We start from the raw sequence: 16,954 nt of genomic DNA, 5'->3' as shown, positions 1-16,954 counted from the left end.
CTGGAAGTATAGGTATTCTTGGTCATGGCGTGATCTCCCTGGCGGTTGCCGCCGCCGGTTGGGTGGGTGGATGTTCACCCGGAGATTACGCCGCCTTCAAATTTCCACCAACTCCGAGACACGACCCAGAAGCAGCGCCTGAATGAGTGTAACGCCGAGTATTACGGAGACGCCCCAGGAAAATGACGGCACGAAGATTACCATCCCCATCAGCGGCAGCAATCCGGCAAGGGAGGGCGCCTCGGGCAGGCCCGGAAGCACCCGGCGCGGATAGCTCATCCGGTCGATCCCCCAGCCCAAAAGCAGCATCACCACCGCCAGCGGCAGTGAATAGATGACGATCTGCCCATAGGCGACGCTGGGAATGGCCGCAGTGATCAGTGCCATGGTGACGGTCATCGGCGACCACATCGGAAGCGAGGAAAACCCGCGCATCATGGCCAGCGTCATGCGGCGGCGGCGGATGCCCGCGATGCGCTTTTCCTCGTCGGTCTCGCCGGGAGATACACCCTTGGCGATCATTGTCCCCAAGAGGCCGATGGTCGAGAAATTCAAGAGGATGCCAAATACCGCCGCGCCAAAGGTCAGCACCAGATAGCGGCGGCCCGGGCGCTGGTTCACCAGAATCTCGCCCGAGCGCAGGATCAGCGGCGAGCTGGTCGCGGCGAACTGAAGGAAGCTGAGCGAGGTGAGGAAGAAGGCGAAGAACGCCGCCCTGTCGATGGCAGTGGAGGCGCGGGCAAGATCAAAGGTGCCTTGGCTGACCTCATAAAGCGGCAGCGCGATGCACAGTGACAGGAGGATTAAAGCGACTTTGGACAGGCCGCGCAGTTCCAGCGCCAGAAAGCCCAGGATCCCCACGAGCTCCATCAGCCGCAGAGCGGGGCCATCGGTAAAGATTTCACCGATGGCCCCGATGCTGACAAGAAGAAGAAAAGCGGATGACAGCATTATTGGGCGCTGTATCGTGACGGCGAGGGTTGCTTGGCCATCTTGTCAGAACTCCTCAGAGTTGTGCGGGTTAGAGTGGTGCAGCTCCGTGCGAGAGCTGCCTCCGCCGGTTGCGGAAGCAGAGCCAAAGCCTTTTGCTTAAGGTATTTATCTTGCAAATAATAATCAAGCTAATTACCCTTTTTGCCAAGCGGTCGCGCGGGCGGGCGGGGGGAGATTGGCGAAGTATGGGGCGGCAGTATGACCAAAAGCGATAAGGCAACCACGGCTCGCAATGAAGGGGTCTCGGGCCCGGTGTTTCAGGATATCGCGCGGTTTCGCGGCATTCTGTTTGACGGGCTATTGCGGCCGCACGACATCACCATGGCGCAGGGTTGGGCGGTGCTCAGCCTCATGCGAGAGGCTGGTCAGCGGCAGGCGGATCTTGCGGCCAAGCTGGACATCGGGCCAGTGACCACTTCCAAACTGATCGACCGGTTGGAGGCACGCGGCTTTGTTGAACGGCGCGCCGATCCCGGCGACCGGCGGTCGAAACGGATCTTTGCAACAGACAAGGCGCACCAGCTGATGGATATCATGACCGAGACGCAGCGCCAGGTGGATACCATCGCCAATACAGGGATCGAACCGGAAGAGCTGGCCACCACCATGAAGGTGCTGGCGAAGATGCGGCAGAACCTCAAGGCGTCGATGGCGCGGGATTGAGGCGGGTCAGGATCTCGTCTTAAGGCTGGGCTCAACCCGGGCAATGCACGGGCTCCGCTGGCCGGAGCTCCTTCCACTGTACAAGTCGATTGCCCCGACCGCCTGTGACGCGTGCCTTCGCCTCGGCACCTTCTTGGGACGGGACGAATTGGCAATTAATTACCAAGCTAATTGTTTGCCAAGTATCTAATCCATCTTATAAGGGGCGGTAACGCGCCCGGTCCGGTGCAGACCGGACCGGCGTCCTTTGCAATGCGACAGGAGAAAACATGTCTTTGGTGCTCATCGAACGCCCCGGTGACCGGGTTGGTGTGATCCGGCTCAACCGCCCTGAACGGCGCAACGCGCTGTCGACCGAATTTCGGGCGGAAATCGCCAAGGCGGTGACTGAACTGGACGCCGACCCCGGGATCCGGTGCATCGTGATGACGGGCGATGAAAAGGCCTTTGCCGCCGGGGCGGATCTGGCCGAGCTGGCCGAGGTGCGGCCGATGCAGGAGGTCTTCGACCGTCTGGGTGCTGTCAAACGCGCGCTCGAAGCGTCGAATACCCCCGTCATCGCAGCGGTGCGTGGCATGGCGCTGGGCGGCGGCTGTGAGATGGCGATGATGTGCGACATCATCATTGCAGGCGACACCGCCAAATTCGGCCAGCCGGAAATCAAGGTGGGCATCATGCCCGGCGCCGGTGGCACCCAGAAGATCCTGCGCACGGCGGGCAAAGCCAAGGCGCTGCGTTACCTTCTGACTGGCGATCTGTTCCCGGCGGATGTGGCGTTGGATCTGGGCATCGTCTCAGAAGTGGTACCGGATGCCGAGGTGATGGACACGTCGCTTGCCATGGCCAAGAGGATCGCCGCCCAGCCTGCCAAGGCGGTACAGGCGATCCGTGACGCGGTGCGCGAGGGGGCGAACACGCCGCTGGATACCGCACTCATGCTGGAGAACCGCCTGTTCCAGATGCTGTTTTCCACTGACGATCAAAAAGAGGGAATGCGCGCCTTTCTTGAAAAACGCGCCCCCGAGTTCAAAGGACAATAAGTGATGGCTTATGCATTCGACGACATCAAAAAGGTTGGCGTGATCGGCGCCGGGCTCATGGGGGCGGGCATCGCGCAGGTGCTGGCGACTGTGGGCTATGACGTGGTGCTGAACGACATGAACGCCGAGGCGCTGGCCAAGGCGAAGACCGATATCGAAGGGCGTATCGACCGTATGGTCGAAAAGGGCAAGCTGGAGGCGGACGCCGCCGCTGCGGCCAAGGGGCGGCTGACCACATCAGGCGACCTCACCTCCCTTGCGGATACGCAGATGGTGATCGAAGCCATCATCGAGCGGCTCGACATCAAACAGAGCCTGTTTGCCGAACTTGAGGGCATCGTCAGCGAGGACTGCATTCTTGCGTCGAACACCTCCTCGCTCTCCATCGCATCAATCGCGAAGAACTGCGAAAACCGCGCCCGCGTGGTGGGCATGCACTTCTTCAACCCGGTGCCGCTGATGAAGCTGGTCGAGGTGATCGGCGGCGCGGCCACCGATGCGGGCGTTGTCGATGCGACCTATGAAATGGGCAAGGCGATGGGCAAGGTGCCGGTGATCGCCAAGGATGGACCCGGCTTCATCGTGAACCTGGGTGGGCGGGCCTATTACACCGAAGGTCTGCATATCGAGGCCGAAGGCGTCGCCCCGCCTGAGCAGATCGACCGTATCATGAAGATGGCGGGCGGATTCCGGATGGGCCCGTTCGAGTTGATGGATCTCACCGGCATCGACACCAACTTCCCGGTCTCGACCTTCATCTTCAACGGCTACCACAGCGATGCACGCCTGCGCACCACGCCGCGCCATGGTTATATGGTTGAGGCGGGGCTGCTGGGGCGCAAGGTGGGGCGCGGTTTCTACGACTACGCGCAGGACCTGCCCAAGCTGCCGACCCCGCCCGAAGCCGGACCAAAGACCCCGCTGACTGCAGTTCTGCCGGAACGCTCGGATGCTTTTGCTCCGCTGGTGGAAAAGGGCCTCAGCGCTGCCGAGGATGACGGCAAGGCGCTGATCCTGGTCAGCCCGCTTGGCGAGGATTGCACCAGCACCGTTGCCCGCCTTGGCCTTGACCCCAAACGCACCGTTGCAGTGGACCTGAGCGCGGTCGAACGCGGGATCGTTACCGTGATGACCGCCCCTGGCGGCTCGGATGTGCTGAAGGCGGTGACCACCTGGCTGGCGGGCGCGGGCCTGCATGTCGAGGTCATCAAGGACAGCCCCGGCTTTGTTGCACCGCGTATCATTTCGATGATCGTGAACCTGTGCTGCGAGATGGCGCAGATCGGCGTCGGCAGCCCCGAGGATCTGGGCAAGGCTATGACGATGGGACTCAACTACCCGTTCAACCCGCTGGAGTATGGCGACAAGGTCGGCGCAGACCGGGTGCTGTCGATCATGGAAGGGCTGCAATCCACGACCGGGTCGGAACGCTACCGCCCCAGCCTCTGGCTGAAACGCCGCGCGCTTCTGGGTCTGTCGCTCAGCACCGCGGACTGAAAGGCGCTGCGAAAGGCGGGCGCGCTGGATCAGGCGCGCCCGGCCTCGTTCTGGCTCTTTCAGCGGAACAAATCCGCACGGCGACACTCTTTGAACCGGTGCCGGTTGCGATGTTGCTGGCAGTGTTGGGAACGCTGCGTTTCAAACATTCGCGGCAATCACGTTCCAGGCAACACAAGGTCAACCGCCCGCATCTTGTGAAGGGGCGGCTGACCTGACTTTGACAGGGGGGGGCGACCGACGGGGCCGGGCACGCGTTAAAGCGCGAACCAGTCCACTTCCGCCGCATCGGTGCCGAGAACTTTGACGACGAAATCTGCGCTACCATCACCGTCCACATCGCCGACGATGCGTTGGAAATCGCCACGATCCGCGGCGCGAAGTTCCCCTGCGGTGCCGCTGAAGCGGGCACTGCCGATAAAGGTAAAGGCGTCGTCTTCTTCGGTGGAGCTGTCCGCGTCGATCCGGTCCAGTCTTATGATATCGAGTTCGTCGCTGGAAAAGTCGGAAATGGTATCCGCTTCGCCGGGAGCTGACGGCCGGAAAAAGAAGCTGTCGGCGCCTTCACCTCCGGTCAACAGGTCGGCGCCACGACCTCCGCGCAGGATGTCGTTGCCCGCGCCACCGTCCATGGTATCGTCACCAGCGCCGCCGTTCAGTTTGTCGGACCCGCGACCACCAAACAGCTTGTCGTTGCCGCCACCGCGGACCAGCACATCGTCGCCAAACCCACCCCGCACAACGTCATTGCCCGCGCCACCTTCGAGGCTGTCATCGCCAAGGTTGCCTTTCAGCGTGTCGTTGCCTTCGCCGCCGTCAATCAGATCGTCGCCTTCGTGGCCAAGGACCAGATCATCACCGCCCCAGGAGGCGATGTAGTCGGCGTAGGAACTACCCTCGATGACGTCGTCGGTTGCCTCTGGCGCAGCGATTTCCGTGGTGCCGACGTATTCGTGCAGCACGTAGATGGCTTCGCGGGCGTCTTCCACCGACTGAGCCCAGTCGTTGATCCCGGCGGCCGAGCCTTCGGCCATTTCATAGCTCTCGCCATCGGCAGAGAGTGTCATGTACTCGTCCACCCAGTCCTTGCCGGTGCCAACGTCATTGACGCCGTCGCCGTTGCGGTCCTTGCCCCAGATCACGTCCAGCAGTGTACGCTGCACTGCCTCAAGGTCGGAGGGATCTCCGTCCATGTCCTGGTACCACTGGACCCAGGCATCTCCATAGGTGGCGATACGGTCATAGTCGAAGGTCTCTGCGCTGCCATCGGTAAAGCCGAAATAGTCGATTGTCTGGGTGTCGCCGGAACCGGTGACTTCGTTCACCCCCATGAAGGTATGCGCGGTGAGCGTCGCGTCCATGCTGACCGGGTGGAACTTGGAGAAGACGCCGGCCAGCAGCCCGGTGGGGTTCCAGCCCGCGTTCATCAGGTCGATCAGCGATTGCGGAATGTTCCCGGCGACATTCGCCTGAACCTCGGTCCAGCTTGTTGCGCCGCCTGCGGTCATGATCAGCTTGTAAAGTGCCAGGTTCTCGCGTGGGGAATCGATCAGGACACCGTCCACCATGATGCGGCCCGACGCATCAGTCGTGATCTCGGTTCCGGCGTTGATCTTGCCAAGCGCCTCTTCCAGAGCGGATTCGACTACCTGATCGGGCGAACGCATAATGTTTGCCCGCTCCATCTCGATTTCCTGGATGTAATCCAGCTGGTCAGCTGGGACTTCGTATTCGCCTTCTCCGCCTTCGACGAGGTGGATCGGAAAGGTCTCGCCGGTTTCAGGATTATAGCCGATCGGCACGATCTGGCCGTTCTCATCCAGCACCGGTTCACCGTTGCCGCCGCCATCACTTGGGTCAAGATCCCGGGTCAGCACCCAAAGATCACCATATAGGTCGCCTTGAGCGGCGCCGCCGGAGGTTGAAACTGAATCTGCCATAACCGTCTCCATCGTTAAGCACGCCCTGGTGCTGTCGCATTTAACGTTGGCCAGTGTATGCAAGCGCAGTCGCTACACTTTGATCGATATCATCTTTGAGTAGAAAATTTTCCGCCCTGGGATCCGTGCCCTGTTTGACAGGTTCCGGCCCTTGGCAGGCTTTGCGCACCCCGCGCGAAAAGGCGGCCCATCTGGCGGACCGCCTTTTCCTTGCGCCGTTGGTGCTGCTCGCTTTGCAAGGGTTGGGCGGGACGTTTTTTGCTCTCGCCCAGACCTTAGACCTATTTTGACAAGCTGACTGCCAAGCTGCAAAGGATCTCGAACATGATGGATACGCCAAGGAAGGCGGTGCCGCCGGTTTGATCGAAGGGCGGGGAGACCTCGACGAGATCGGCGCCGACGATGTTCACCCCTTTCAGCAACCGTGCAACCTGCAGCGCCTGAAACGAGTTCGGCCCACCGACCTCCGGCGTGCCAGTGCCCGGGGCAAAAGCCGGGTCGACGAAATCGATGTCATAGGACACATAGGTCGGCTGCGTGCCCGCAATCCCGCGGGCTTCGGCCATCACATCCTCCGGGCCACGGGCATGGAACTCCTCTATCGCAATGACCCGGACGCCGACCGCATCGGCAAAGTCACGGTCCTCGCTGTCGTAGGTGGTGCCGCGAATGCCGATCTGCACCACGCGCTTGGGATCCAACAGGCCCTCTTCGATGGCGCGGCGGAAAGGCGTACCGTGGGTGTACTGGGTGCCGCCGAAGTAATCCTTGAAGAGGTCAGTGTGGCTGTCGAAGTGGATCATGCCCAGCGGTGCGCTCTTGCCCAGGGCCCGCAGGATCGGCAGCGAGCAGAGGTGATCGCCGCCGCCTGTCAGCGGGACAACACCAGCGGCCACAACCTGATCATAGAACTGGGTGATCCGGTCCATGCTGTCATGCAGATCCGCCGGGTTCGGCCCGACATCGCCCAGATCGGCGCAGTTCACCATCTCGAACGGGCGCACACCGGTAGCGCCGTTCTGAGCCCGGATCATCGTCGACATGTCGCGCAGCTGGCGCGGTCCGTGGCGTGGGCCGGGGCGGTTGGTCGTGCCGCTGTCCCAGGGGGTTCCGATCAGGCCGACCTGCACGTCCATCAGGCGCGGATCATCAAGCGACAGGTGCGGCAGGCGCATGAAGGTCGGAACACCGGCAAAGCGCGGCACATCGAAACCGGAAACCGGGTGGAAGAAAGAGTCAGTCATGGGGGGGTATCCTTGATTATAACATGACGCTGCCGCCGTTGACGCCAAAGCATTGCCCGGTGATGAAACCGCTTTGCGGGCTGGCGAGAAAGACGACCATATCGGCGATTTCGCGCGGCTGGCCAAAGCGCGCAAGTGGTGTGTCGAGATCCTTGGCAATGGCCTCGGGGCTCATGTTCTGGGGGCTGGTCATGTCGGTCTCGATCGAGCCCGGTGCCACGGCATTGACCAGGATCCCCGGCGCCAACTCGCGCGCCAGCGTCCGGGTCATGGTGATGATCGCGCCTTTTGATGCGGTATAGGCCAGCATGTTTTCGCGCCCCAGCAGGCCAAGATCACTGGCGATATTGATGATCCGCCCGCTGTCCGTTCGGCGCACAAAGGCGCGGGAGGCGAGGAAGCTCCCTCTAAGGTTCACCGCAATGACCCGGTCGAAATCCGCGGCCTCGGTTTCGGCCAATGGGCTTTCGCGCAGGATCCCGGCGTTGTTCACCAGAATATCGGGCGCGCCAAGGGCCTCGCTCGCGGCGTTAAAAAACCCCTCGACGGCCTGTTCATCGGCGACATCGGCGCTCATGGCAAAACCGCGCGAGCGTTGGTTAGTGGCGGCCAAAGTCGCATCGGCCTCGGGGTCGTCATAGTGACAGAACCCGACATCCGCGCCGAGATCGGCAAGCGCGAGGCAGATCGCCCGCCCAATGCCGCGCGCACCGCCTGTGACCAGCGCGGTCTGGCCTTGCAGGCTCATGCCATCACCTCGCCCCGGTCGACATTGATCGCTTGCCCGGTGATATTCGCGCCGCCATCGCTGGCAAGGAACATATAGGTCGCGGCCATATCCGCCGGTTCCATCAGCCCGTCGATGGCTTGCGCAGATACGATTTCCTGCAACAATTCCTCTTCGCTTTGGCCGCTGGTTTCAGCCAGTTCCCGCAGGGAGTTCATCGCAGGGCCGGTCTTGACCCAACCCGGACAGACGGCGTTGACACGGATGCCGCGCGGTCCCAGCTCCTGCGCCCAGGTGCGCATCAGGCCCACATTGGCGTGTTTGGAGGCGACATATGCCGAGAACCCGCCCACGGCGGTCTTGGCCCAGATGGACGCGGTGATGATAATCCGCCCGCCGTCGCTGATCCGGTTCACCAGCGTATCGGTCACGTTCTGGGTGCCGGTGATATTGATCCCGACGATTTGTTCAAAGGTGGCGTTGCCCTCAGGGTTCTTGCCGGTCAGGGGCGTCGGGCGTTCCAATCCCGCATTGTTGATCAGCACGTCCAGTTTCTCGACATGCGCCAGCGCCTGTGTCACCGCTGCGGCATCCGAGATATCGCATTTGATCGCCTGCACATCGCCAGGCATCTCCTTGGCGGCGTCAAAGATCGCATCGCTCGACGACAGGATCGTGAGGTCGGCCCCTGCCCGTGCAAAGCCCATCGCCACGCCGTAGCCGATGCCGCTGCTGGCGCCGGTGACCAGAACGGATGTGCCGGAGAAATCGAAACTCACGCTCATGCTGCGCCTCCGTCTGTGCTTGGCTTATTCATCCCGGTGCCCCTCTTCGCGCATCAGCCGCATCAGTTTTTCTTCCAGTGCACCGTAGCCCTCAAGGCGTACGATGCGTTCCTTGTCAGCGATCCGCGTCCCATCCTTGAAGGCCGGGATAATCTCCTCCTTCAGGCGGCCCGGATGGCTTGAAAGAAAGACGATCTTGTCCGCCAGAAAGATCGCCTCTTCCAGATCATGGGTGACAATCACCATGGTGGTATTGGTCTTTTCCGCCACGTCGATCATCAGCTCCTGCATCAGCCAGCGGGTTTCTGCATCGAGCGCGCCAAAGGGTTCATCCATCAGCAGCACTTCGGGATCATTGGCAAGCGTGCGGGCAATGGCCACGCGCTGGCGCATGCCACCGGACAGTTGCGACGGATAGGCATCGGCGAATTTGGACAGGCCAACCAGATTGAGAAAATGCTCGGCCCGTTCGCGGCGCTCCTGTGCGGGCACGTCATTGATTTTCATTCCGAATTCGACATTCTTGCGCACCGTCAGCCAGTCAAACGACGTATAGGCCTGGAACACCATGCCCCGGTCGCGCCCCGGCCCGTCGACCTTGCGCCCGCCGACGACAATCTCGCCCTCGGTTGCGGTTTCAAGCCCAGCAATCATGCGCAGGATGGTGGATTTGCCACAGCCAGACGGGCCAAGCAGCACGCAGATGGAGTTCTTCTCGACGGAGAATGACACATCCTGCACCGCCTGAAGTTTCTGCCCGCGTCCAATGTCGAACGCCTTGGACAGGTTCGAGATATCAACCAGCGTCGCAGTCATCAGCGTTTTTCCTTGAGATAGGGGAACAGGCCACGGTGCAGCGCGGCAAAGAGAAGGTCGAACAGCAGGCCAAGGGCGCCGATGACGATGATACCGGCGAGGATCTCATCGGTTTTGAGGAAGCGGCGCGCCCGCATCATCATGGCGCCGATGCCGGTGGTGGAGGCGACGATCTCGGCGATCACCAGATAGGTCCAGGCCATCGCCAGCATCTGACGCATCGCCACCACGATATCGGGCAGCGCGGCGGGAAAGACCACTTTCAACACAACGACGTAGCGGTCTGCGCCCAATGTCAGAGCGGTTTCGATCAGCTCTTTGCGCACGTTCTTGGTGTGATCCATGATCAGGGTGATCAGGAAGAAGATGACGCCGATGAACAAAAGCGCCAGCTTGGGCGCCTCACCGGTGCCGAACCACATCAGCAGGATCGGGATAAAGGACGGCGCGGGCAGGTAACGCCAGGCGGAGACAAAGGGGGCAAAGATTGCCTCGACCGAGGCAAAGGTGCCCATCATCACCCCCAGCGGCACTGCAACGGCGCAGGCCATGGCAAAGGCCACCACAACGCGGGTGATAGAGACGAGCACATCGCTGGCGAAATCGCGCGCTGCGAAGAGATCATAGGTGGCGCTGAACACCTTTTGCGGCGAGGGGACCAGAAGCTCATTCACCAGACCGGTGGCCGCAGCGATGGTCCAGACGGCAAAGAATACGGCCCATATGCCAAAGGCAGACAGCATGCGCTGGCGCCGGGTGACTGGCATGCGGATTTCCAGAAAGCGTTTGGAGCGGGTAGACGAGGACACCGGATTACCTCCGTTGGCGGAAGGGGCAGAAGCACCGGATGGCGCTTCTGCTTTTTGGCTTAATTGGCGGTCAGCGACTGACGATAGCCAGAGGCGGCCAAATCACCCATCAGGCTACAGTCGATCCCGGCAGCCGCGTCGACGGTCTTGTCCATCAGGCCCAGTTTGACCCACCAGTCATTGGTCAGCGCAACGGAATCCACCATGGAACCATTAGCCATGCCAAAGGGCGGCTCGCCGTCCAGAACACCGCAGAGCTGCGCGGCTTCATCGAAGTCTAGCATGTAGATGCCGCCTTCAAAGCTCTTGCCGTTGGTGCCGATGACATATCCGATGTCCTCTTCCGGCCATTGCAGGAACTCTGCCATCGCCTTGTTTGTCTCGGCCACGTTCTGGTTCCAGTAGCCCAGACCATCCCAGCGCGCTTTCAGAACGGCCAGCGCCACATCGCGTTTTTCGGCGATGAAGTTCTTGTTCATATAGAGCGCGTCCATGAAGATCCCGGTCTTCAGAACCTCAGGGTCGGCGGTGTTGACGGCGCTTTTCGATCCAGGGCTGGCCTCCAGCACCTTGGAGATCCACGGCTCGTACATATAGGCAGCCGCCAGATCACCCGACAGCATCGGACCCACGGCCTCGTCTGCGTTGAGGTTCACCCATTCGACCTGATCCGGGGTGACGCCCAGCGTGTCCAGCCAGATGCCCATCAACAGGTGACCGATATAGGCTTGCGGCGCCGCGACCTTCTTGCCGGGCAGATCGGCGGCCTCAATTTCCGGGGCCAGGATGATGTGGTCGACACCGTAAGAGGGGTTGAGGAAGGCCACGTTCACCACATCGGTGCCGCGGTCGACAGTCAGCGGGGTGTAATCCGCGGTGCAGCCGTAAACGTCGAGCTGACCCGCCGCGAGGGCAGCGTGCCCGCCCAGCGGATCTTCGAAGATGGTGATCTGCAGGTCGTGGTCGGGGATCAGATTGTTCTGGCGGGCAACCTCCAGCATCGCGTAGCCGGGCCAGGACACACAGACGCCAACCTTGACAGTATCAGCGGCGGCGGCACCTGCCCCTAGGCCCAGTGCCACCGCGGCAGCTGAAGCGAGTTTAGTAAAAGAACGCATGGCTATTCCTCGTTGTTCGGTTTCGGGTGCAACTTGGTAAAAACCGTATCCAGTAAAAAACTTAATGCAACTAATTTTTTAAGTGGACTAACCTATATGGTGTTTGATTAGATGGCCCCGTAGCAGCAGAAAACCGGAGTATCCGACCGTGGGTTTGAGAGAACGACAGAAAGAAGACCGTCAAAGGCGCATCGTCGAATCCGCCCGAAAACTCTTTTTAAAACAGGGATTTGAAAAGACGACGATCGAAGCAATCGCAGAAGCCTCCGGGGTTTCCGGCGTCACCGTGCACAAGTATTACGGCACCAAGGCGGGCATTCTTCTTGCCATGGTCACGCAAAGCGATGCGCAGCTGATCGACCGGTTGGACCGTGAGCTTGCCCAAGAATCGGGCAATCTGATCGAAATCGCGGCGAAGTTTGCATCCACCATCGTCGATCACGCCATGTCCAACCTGGAAAAGGAGATCTGGCGTCAGGTGATTTCTGCGGTGACTCTCAACGGGGGATCGCCGCTCAGCCAGACCTATTTCGAACTGGATCAGGAACTGGCGCAGGTGCTGGTGCGCAGGATCAAGGCCCTGCAAGAGGCGGGGGACCTGCCGCCCTCGGTCGATGCAGAAGGCTTGGGCAAGGCGCTGTTCCACCTTCAGAACGCTCGCTTCATCCAGTTTATCAGTTCGGACGACATCAACAGTGATGAGATCGCGCGTCGGTTCCGCCGCGATCTTGAGGCGCTGTTCTCGCTCCACATCGCAACGTCCTGACCGGCGGATAGTCCGGCGCACGGCAAGACCAAACAAGGATTCACATGTTTCTACATCCCATCAAATGGCCCCATGGCAAGACATGTGCGGCCGCAATCACCTTTGATATCGACGCCGATTCCCTGATCCGGGATGCCTGCCGCGATGATGCAGAGTTGCGGCTCCAGCCGATTTCCATGGGGCGCTACGGGCCGACGGTGGCGGTTCCCCGTATTCTGGAGACCTATCGCCGACTTGGCCTGACCCAGACTTTCTTTATGCCGGGCTGGGTGATGGAAAATTACCCAAAGACGGTCGAGGCAATTCTCGAAGGCGGGCATGAGATCGGCCATCACTCCTGGCGCCATGAGGATCCGATGGGGCATTCCGATGCCGAAGAAGCGGAACTGTTCGAACGCGCCCTAGAGGTGCATGTCAAACTGACGGGCCGCAAACCGCGCGGCTATCGCGCGCCGGTCTATAGCATCACGCCTGCGATGGTGGACCGGCTGATCGCGCATGAATTCCTATACGACAGCTCGATGATGGCGGATGAACTGCCCTACCTTGTCAAAACAGGCACAGGCAGCATCATCGAGATGCCGCCGCATTGGGGGACCGACGACTGGCCGCCCTTCGCACATTTTGCCGAGATCGACTACCTGATGCCGGTGCGCGGCCCGCGCGAGGGGATCGCGCCGTTCTTTGAAGAATTCGAGGCGATGTACGATGCGGGAGGGTTCTGGATGCCGGTCCTGCACCCCTTCCTGACCGGTCGCCTGGCGCGCTGGCGCGAGATGGAGCGTCAGTTGGAGGCTGTTCTGGAACGGGGCGATGTATGGTTCGCACCGCTGGAACAGATTGCCAAACATGCACAGGAGAGCCGCGAGACGTTGCGCAGAGAAGTGATTGGATAAAGGCAAGGCTGTGCAAGCCGCCTGTCCCGAAACGCCATACCTTTGACCCCGAAGGCACGGGCTCCGGGATGTTGACCGTATGTGTCGGCACGGGCCGTGGTGTCACGTAGTCGCAGCCCGTGCCTGCGCGCATCAGGTTACTGCACCCTGGTCCGCATGGTGCCATTGCAAGCGGTGGCGAAATGACACACGATCCGGCTTACCCATTTTAGTTGCAGACAGTCGGCCCTCGCGTTTTGGAGCGCCGAAGACGGTTCTGTTGCACAAATCCTCTGAGGGATTCATCTCGCGCTTCCAGCGTGGTAGCTGGGATGCATGAGCAGGCCCACACCTCCGACCTGGAGGACCAAGAACTGGCCAGACTACAAGGAAGCGCTCAAGCGCCGTGGCTCGCTTACGATCTGGTTCAACCCCGAGATGAACTGGGATGCCGCGCCGACAGGCAGGCGTGGTCGCCATCCAGATGTGCCTTTCGATGAAGGTGCTGTTCGGCATGGCGCTCCGGCAGACAACCGGATTCGTCGAGAGCCTCCTGTGCCTTGTCGGCCTGAACTGGACGGTGCTGGACTTCAGCACACTGTCTCGCCGCCAGAAGACCTTGGCCGTGAACACCCCCTACCGCGGCTGTAAGGCGCCATTGCACCTGCTGGTCGATAGTACCGGCCTCAAGGTCGAGGGCGAAGGCGAATGGCACGCCCGCAAGCATGGCGGCCCGAAGCGGCGGCTCTGGCGCAAGATCCATCTCGGGATCGATGAGGAAACGCTGGAGGTCCGCGCTGTCGAGGTCACCGGAAGCCACATCGGTGATGCTCCGGTGCTACCCGACCTGCTTGGTCAGATCGTACTGGATGAAGAGATCGGTTCGGTGACCGCCGACGGCGCTTACGATACCCGCAAATGCTACGATGCGATCGCTGACCGTGGTGCCCAAGCTGTCATCCCGCCCGGCAAGAACGCGAAGCCCTGGAAGACCGTCACTGCCGGAGCCGTGGCGCGCAATGAAGCCCTGCGGGCGTCCAGGGATCTCGGCCGCGCCCTTTGGAGACGATGGAGCGGATACCACCGCCGAAGTCGCACCGAGACGAAAATGCATTGTATCAAACTGTTGGACCAGCGGCTCGTGGCAAGGGACTTCGACCGCCAGGTCGCAGAGATCCAGGTCCGCATCGCCGTCCTGAACGGCTACACCGCGCTCGGCATCCCGGTCACAGAGGCTGTGGGATAAGTCTGCCCGGGGAAGGGCAACTTCGCCCATCAGGACTATCACCCGGTTCATATCGGGTGTAGCAAACCGACCCTACCGCAAAATCCGAAGGCCGCTGACACCCACACCACCAGACGGGGTGTCAGCTAAGTATAATTGGAAAATCAGTACCTTTGGCACGTAGCTAGGAAGTTGCAATCCCACTAGTGGCTTCGAAACTTTTGGATCAGTTAATGTCTGTAATCTTTGTCTTCGACTTTCTCTAACCATGTGACGGCCTCGCCATTGATCGCTTCCTGAATGGCGATATGGCTCATAGCTGTATCAGGGGCTGCACCATGCCAGTGTTTTTCACCCGCAGGGAACCAAACCACATCCCCTTGGCTCACCTCTTCGACAGCGCCGCCCTCGCGCTGGACCCGTCCGCGGCCAAAAGTGATGATTAAAGTCTGTCCAGCCGGATGCGTATGCCAAGCCGTGCGGGCGCCGGGTTCAAAGGTGACATGAGCACCACCCGCGCGACCGGGATCCTCGGCCTGAAACAACGGATCAATGCGGACGGTGCCGGTGAACCAGTCCTCGGGGCCGACTTTTGACGGGGCAGTACCGGAACGCGTGATTTTCATTTCTAAATCTCCATTCTTGCGCGGTCAGTCGCGCAGTTTGTCAAAACGGTAGGTCAGGGCCGGACTGCCGGGTTGAACATAGGCGAGTTCTACAGTGGCCATAGCGAACGGCTCGACGTAGCGTGCATTGCGCAACCTTCCGGTGTCCAGTGGCTCAAATCCGATGTCTTGGACCAACTCACCTGCAATCTTCTTCGCCTGTGCATCGTCGCCATAAGTTAAGACCTGCGGAACGGGCGCCGTCCCCTTGCGGGCGAAAACCAGAGGGAAACTTTCCGACGGAATGGTGTTGAGGCAGGACACCCAGCGGGCTTTTGGCCGCGCCTTGGCTAGCACCTCCGCGCCGGAAATTGTCATGCCGACCACCAGATCCGTGTTGGCATCGTTCAATGGAACGCAGCAATTTAGCACCACCTTTCCAGCCAGATCGCCTGCCTGTTCCAGCACATCGGACGTCCGCGACCAGTGCACGGCAAGCAGCAGCACGTCCGCTCCCGCTACAGCCTCGGCGACACTCCCGGCTGCGCCCCCGCATTCGCCGGCAAGGCGCGCGAGCTTTGCCGCGCTCCGGGCGTAGGAGAAGGTAACCTCATGGCCGCATTCAGCCCAAATGCGGCCAAGGGTTCCCCCCATCAGTCCAGATCCAAGGATGCCGATCTTCATGTTCCACTCCTTCTGATGCTCGCGGCTTCGATCCTGCTGGGGAGGATGTTCTATTGGTCGCGGTTCTCAAAGACCTGTTTGGCCACCGGCAACGCGGAAAAGACTTTGGGCCAACCCGCATAAAACGCCAGATGAGACAGGGCAGCGCCAGCTTCTTCCTGTGTCAGCCCGTTGTCCATTGCGCGGTTCAAGTGAAATGTCATCTGCTCGGGCTGCCCGCTGGCGATCAAGGCCGCGACCGTCACAAGGCTCCGGTCACGCGGCATGAGATCGGGGCGGCGCCACAGGTCCAAGAACAAAAGCTCGCGCGTGGTATCCACCACGCCCATACTCACATTCCCGTATAGGCGGCTGACAAGCTCCTCGCGTGCGGCCTCGGCCTCTTCATCCAATGGCAAAAGATCGGTCTTCGCCGCGGGCAATGAGCCAACGGCAATGCCGCGTTTGGTATAGACGGGAGCCATCGCCTCTGCTGCGGCGGTTGCATTGCCCCAGCCGGTGTAAAAGGCCAGATGGGTGACGGTTTCCGACAGTTCGGCTGCGGTGACGCCTGAATCGAGGGCCAGCTCAACGTAAGTAGCGAGGCTCTCGACCTCATGACGGGTCATCAAGGCAGCGAATGTCACAAGCGCGCGGTCCCTCATGGATAGTGACTCACTTGCCCAGACGCCTTCGAAAAGCGCATCGTTGGAGAAGGCTTCAAGCGCCGGTGCGACACGTCCGACAGACTCGGGCAGTGTGCGCGCAACCTCCTGGGCAAGGGCTCCCGTGCTGATCACGGCAAAGGCAGAAGCGGAAAGAAGTTTTTTCATACGATAGCATCCTGTTGTCTGATTGTGGCAACAGGGATTAGGTGGGGTCCATGCGGCTTGAAATAATGGCCCGGGAGATCACGTCACTCATGAGAGCGATTCATGAATGTCAGCCACGCATCCGCAGGGCGTCAAGCACAATGTCAAAGGCAGCGGACGGCCTTTGACGGCTTGGGTAGTAGAGATGAAATCCCGGAAACGAGGGGCAATAGTCCTCAAGGCAGGTCCTGGGGAATGTCCCGAACGATGTTGAAAAGCGTTTCGGGCGACGCTGCGGATTTCATGGTTATGCGGCTTGATCCAACGGGTCAACCAGCGCATCATTTTGTGGGTCGCGGTGTTTTTCCAATGCGGC

The 16,954-nt window shown here is 60.7% G+C and carries 16 protein-coding genes and 1 pseudogene; 6 read left to right on the top strand and 11 right to left on the bottom strand.

Going from position 1 to position 16,954, the window contains the following annotated elements:
• Positions 1-96: 96 nt before the first annotated feature.
• Positions 97-951: a hypothetical protein gene (locus tag AAFO90_RS21445; protein ID WP_347510701.1), complete on the bottom strand. Its 855-nt coding sequence runs from the start codon at positions 949-951 to the stop codon at positions 97-99.
• A 240-nt stretch (positions 952-1,191) separates the two neighbouring features.
• Here AAFO90_RS21445 and AAFO90_RS21440 point away from each other — a divergent pair, with 240 nt between their 5' ends.
• The 3 genes from AAFO90_RS21440 (at position 1,192) to AAFO90_RS21430 (ending at position 4,193) form a co-directional block, all read left to right on the top strand.
• On the top strand, positions 1,192-1,656 hold the full coding sequence (locus tag AAFO90_RS21440; protein ID WP_347510700.1) for a MarR family transcriptional regulator: 465 nt from the start codon (positions 1,192-1,194) through the stop codon (positions 1,654-1,656).
• Positions 1,657-1,925: 269 nt separating this feature from the next.
• On the top strand, positions 1,926-2,696 hold the full coding sequence (locus tag AAFO90_RS21435) for an enoyl-CoA hydratase-related protein (RefSeq protein ID WP_347510699.1): 771 nt from the start codon (positions 1,926-1,928) through the stop codon (positions 2,694-2,696).
• A gap of 3 nt (positions 2,697-2,699) precedes the next feature.
• Positions 2,700-4,193: a 3-hydroxyacyl-CoA dehydrogenase gene (locus AAFO90_RS21430; protein WP_347510698.1), complete on the top strand. Its 1,494-nt coding sequence runs from the start codon at positions 2,700-2,702 to the stop codon at positions 4,191-4,193.
• 257 nt (positions 4,194-4,450) lie between these two features.
• Here AAFO90_RS21430 and AAFO90_RS21425 read toward each other — a convergent pair whose 3' ends face one another.
• The 7 genes from AAFO90_RS21425 to AAFO90_RS21395 form a co-directional block, all read right to left on the bottom strand.
• Positions 4,451-6,133: a hypothetical protein gene (locus tag AAFO90_RS21425; protein ID WP_347510697.1), complete on the bottom strand. Its 1,683-nt coding sequence runs from the start codon at positions 6,131-6,133 to the stop codon at positions 4,451-4,453.
• 281 nt (positions 6,134-6,414) lie between these two features.
• The gene (speB, locus tag AAFO90_RS21420; RefSeq protein WP_347510696.1) at positions 6,415-7,377 is read right to left on the bottom strand and encodes an agmatinase; all 963 of its coding nucleotides are present in this window, start codon (positions 7,375-7,377) and stop codon (positions 6,415-6,417) included.
• 16 nt (positions 7,378-7,393) lie between these two features.
• Positions 7,394-8,125 carry a 3-oxoacyl-ACP reductase family protein gene (locus AAFO90_RS21415; RefSeq protein WP_347510695.1) on the bottom strand — a complete coding sequence of 244 codons (732 nt, stop codon included), beginning with the start codon at positions 8,123-8,125 and terminating at the stop codon, positions 7,394-7,396.
• On the bottom strand, positions 8,122-8,889 hold the full coding sequence (locus AAFO90_RS21410; RefSeq protein ID WP_347510694.1) for an SDR family oxidoreductase: 768 nt from the start codon (positions 8,887-8,889) through the stop codon (positions 8,122-8,124). The genes AAFO90_RS21415 and AAFO90_RS21410 overlap by 4 nt, the downstream gene beginning before the upstream one ends.
• Before the next feature lie 24 nt (positions 8,890-8,913).
• Positions 8,914-9,705 carry an ABC transporter ATP-binding protein gene (locus AAFO90_RS21405; RefSeq protein WP_347510693.1) on the bottom strand — a complete coding sequence of 264 codons (792 nt, stop codon included), beginning with the start codon at positions 9,703-9,705 and terminating at the stop codon, positions 8,914-8,916.
• Entirely contained in the window at positions 9,705-10,514 is an 810-nt protein-coding gene (locus AAFO90_RS21400) for an ABC transporter permease (protein WP_347510692.1), read from the bottom strand. The genes AAFO90_RS21405 and AAFO90_RS21400 overlap by 1 nt, the downstream gene beginning before the upstream one ends.
• Before the next feature lie 59 nt (positions 10,515-10,573).
• A complete protein-coding gene (locus tag AAFO90_RS21395) occupies positions 10,574-11,632 on the bottom strand; it encodes an ABC transporter substrate-binding protein (protein ID WP_347510691.1) in 1,059 nt (352 codons plus the stop codon).
• Between the two features lie 148 nt (positions 11,633-11,780).
• Between AAFO90_RS21395 and AAFO90_RS21390 the strand changes: the two genes are divergently transcribed.
• The 3 genes and pseudogenes from AAFO90_RS21390 (at position 11,781) to AAFO90_RS21380 (ending at position 14,519) form a co-directional block, all read left to right on the top strand.
• Complete coding sequence (locus tag AAFO90_RS21390) at positions 11,781-12,398, top strand: TetR/AcrR family transcriptional regulator (protein ID WP_274837834.1); 618 nt, start codon at positions 11,781-11,783, stop codon at positions 12,396-12,398.
• Between the two features lie 44 nt (positions 12,399-12,442).
• On the top strand, positions 12,443-13,294 hold the full coding sequence (locus AAFO90_RS21385) for a polysaccharide deacetylase (protein WP_347510690.1): 852 nt from the start codon (positions 12,443-12,445) through the stop codon (positions 13,292-13,294).
• Positions 13,295-13,609: 315 nt separating this feature from the next.
• Positions 13,610-14,519 (top strand): annotated as a pseudogene (locus AAFO90_RS21380) (IS5 family transposase).
• Between the two features lie 209 nt (positions 14,520-14,728).
• On the opposite strand, the gene AAFO90_RS21375 reads toward AAFO90_RS21380, so the two are convergent.
• Genes AAFO90_RS21375 through AAFO90_RS21365 form a run of 3 tightly spaced genes read right to left on the bottom strand, consistent with a single transcriptional unit; the run spans position 14,729 to position 16,599 of the window.
• Positions 14,729-15,124: a cupin domain-containing protein gene (locus tag AAFO90_RS21375; protein ID WP_347510689.1), complete on the bottom strand. Its 396-nt coding sequence runs from the start codon at positions 15,122-15,124 to the stop codon at positions 14,729-14,731.
• Positions 15,125-15,148: 24 nt separating this feature from the next.
• Positions 15,149-15,841 (bottom strand): NAD(P)-binding domain-containing protein, encoded by a 693-nt coding sequence (locus tag AAFO90_RS21370; RefSeq protein WP_347510702.1) that lies wholly within the window; start codon positions 15,839-15,841, stop codon positions 15,149-15,151.
• On the bottom strand, positions 15,838-16,599 hold the full coding sequence (locus AAFO90_RS21365; protein WP_347510688.1) for a carboxymuconolactone decarboxylase family protein: 762 nt from the start codon (positions 16,597-16,599) through the stop codon (positions 15,838-15,840). Before AAFO90_RS21365 ends, AAFO90_RS21370 begins: the two co-directional genes overlap by 4 nt.
• Between the last annotated feature and the right edge of the window lie 355 nt (positions 16,600-16,954).

The organism is Phaeobacter sp. CAU 1743 (assembly GCF_039839315.1).
GTDB lineage: Bacteria > Pseudomonadota > Alphaproteobacteria > Rhodobacterales > Rhodobacteraceae > Phycobacter > Phycobacter gallaeciensis_A.
Note: the sequence above shows the minus strand (reverse complement) of the source record. Positions and strands in the feature narration are given on the sequence as shown.

Excerpts from the sequence above, each read along its gene's own strand:
- AAFO90_RS21445 (WP_347510701.1), bottom strand. The coding sequence starts at position 951 with ATGCTGTCATCCGCTTTTCTTCTTCTTGTCAGCATCGGGGCCATCGGT.
- AAFO90_RS21440 (WP_347510700.1), top strand. The coding sequence starts at position 1,192 with ATGACCAAAAGCGATAAGGCAACCACGGCTCGCAATGAAGGGGTCTCG.
- AAFO90_RS21435 (WP_347510699.1), top strand. The coding sequence starts at position 1,926 with ATGTCTTTGGTGCTCATCGAACGCCCCGGTGACCGGGTTGGTGTGATC.
- AAFO90_RS21430 (WP_347510698.1), top strand. The coding sequence starts at position 2,700 with ATGGCTTATGCATTCGACGACATCAAAAAGGTTGGCGTGATCGGCGCC.
- AAFO90_RS21425 (WP_347510697.1), bottom strand. The coding sequence starts at position 6,133 with ATGGCAGATTCAGTTTCAACCTCCGGCGGCGCCGCTCAAGGCGACCTA.
- speB (WP_347510696.1), bottom strand. The coding sequence starts at position 7,377 with ATGACTGACTCTTTCTTCCACCCGGTTTCCGGTTTCGATGTGCCGCGC.
- AAFO90_RS21415 (WP_347510695.1), bottom strand. The coding sequence starts at position 8,125 with ATGAGCCTGCAAGGCCAGACCGCGCTGGTCACAGGCGGTGCGCGCGGC.
- AAFO90_RS21410 (WP_347510694.1), bottom strand. The coding sequence starts at position 8,889 with ATGAGCGTGAGTTTCGATTTCTCCGGCACATCCGTTCTGGTCACCGGC.
- AAFO90_RS21405 (WP_347510693.1), bottom strand. The coding sequence starts at position 9,705 with ATGACTGCGACGCTGGTTGATATCTCGAACCTGTCCAAGGCGTTCGAC.
- AAFO90_RS21395 (WP_347510691.1), bottom strand. The coding sequence starts at position 11,632 with ATGCGTTCTTTTACTAAACTCGCTTCAGCTGCCGCGGTGGCACTGGGC.
- AAFO90_RS21385 (WP_347510690.1), top strand. The coding sequence starts at position 12,443 with ATGTTTCTACATCCCATCAAATGGCCCCATGGCAAGACATGTGCGGCC.
- AAFO90_RS21375 (WP_347510689.1), bottom strand. The coding sequence starts at position 15,124 with ATGAAAATCACGCGTTCCGGTACTGCCCCGTCAAAAGTCGGCCCCGAG.
- AAFO90_RS21365 (WP_347510688.1), bottom strand. The coding sequence starts at position 16,599 with ATGAAAAAACTTCTTTCCGCTTCTGCCTTTGCCGTGATCAGCACGGGA.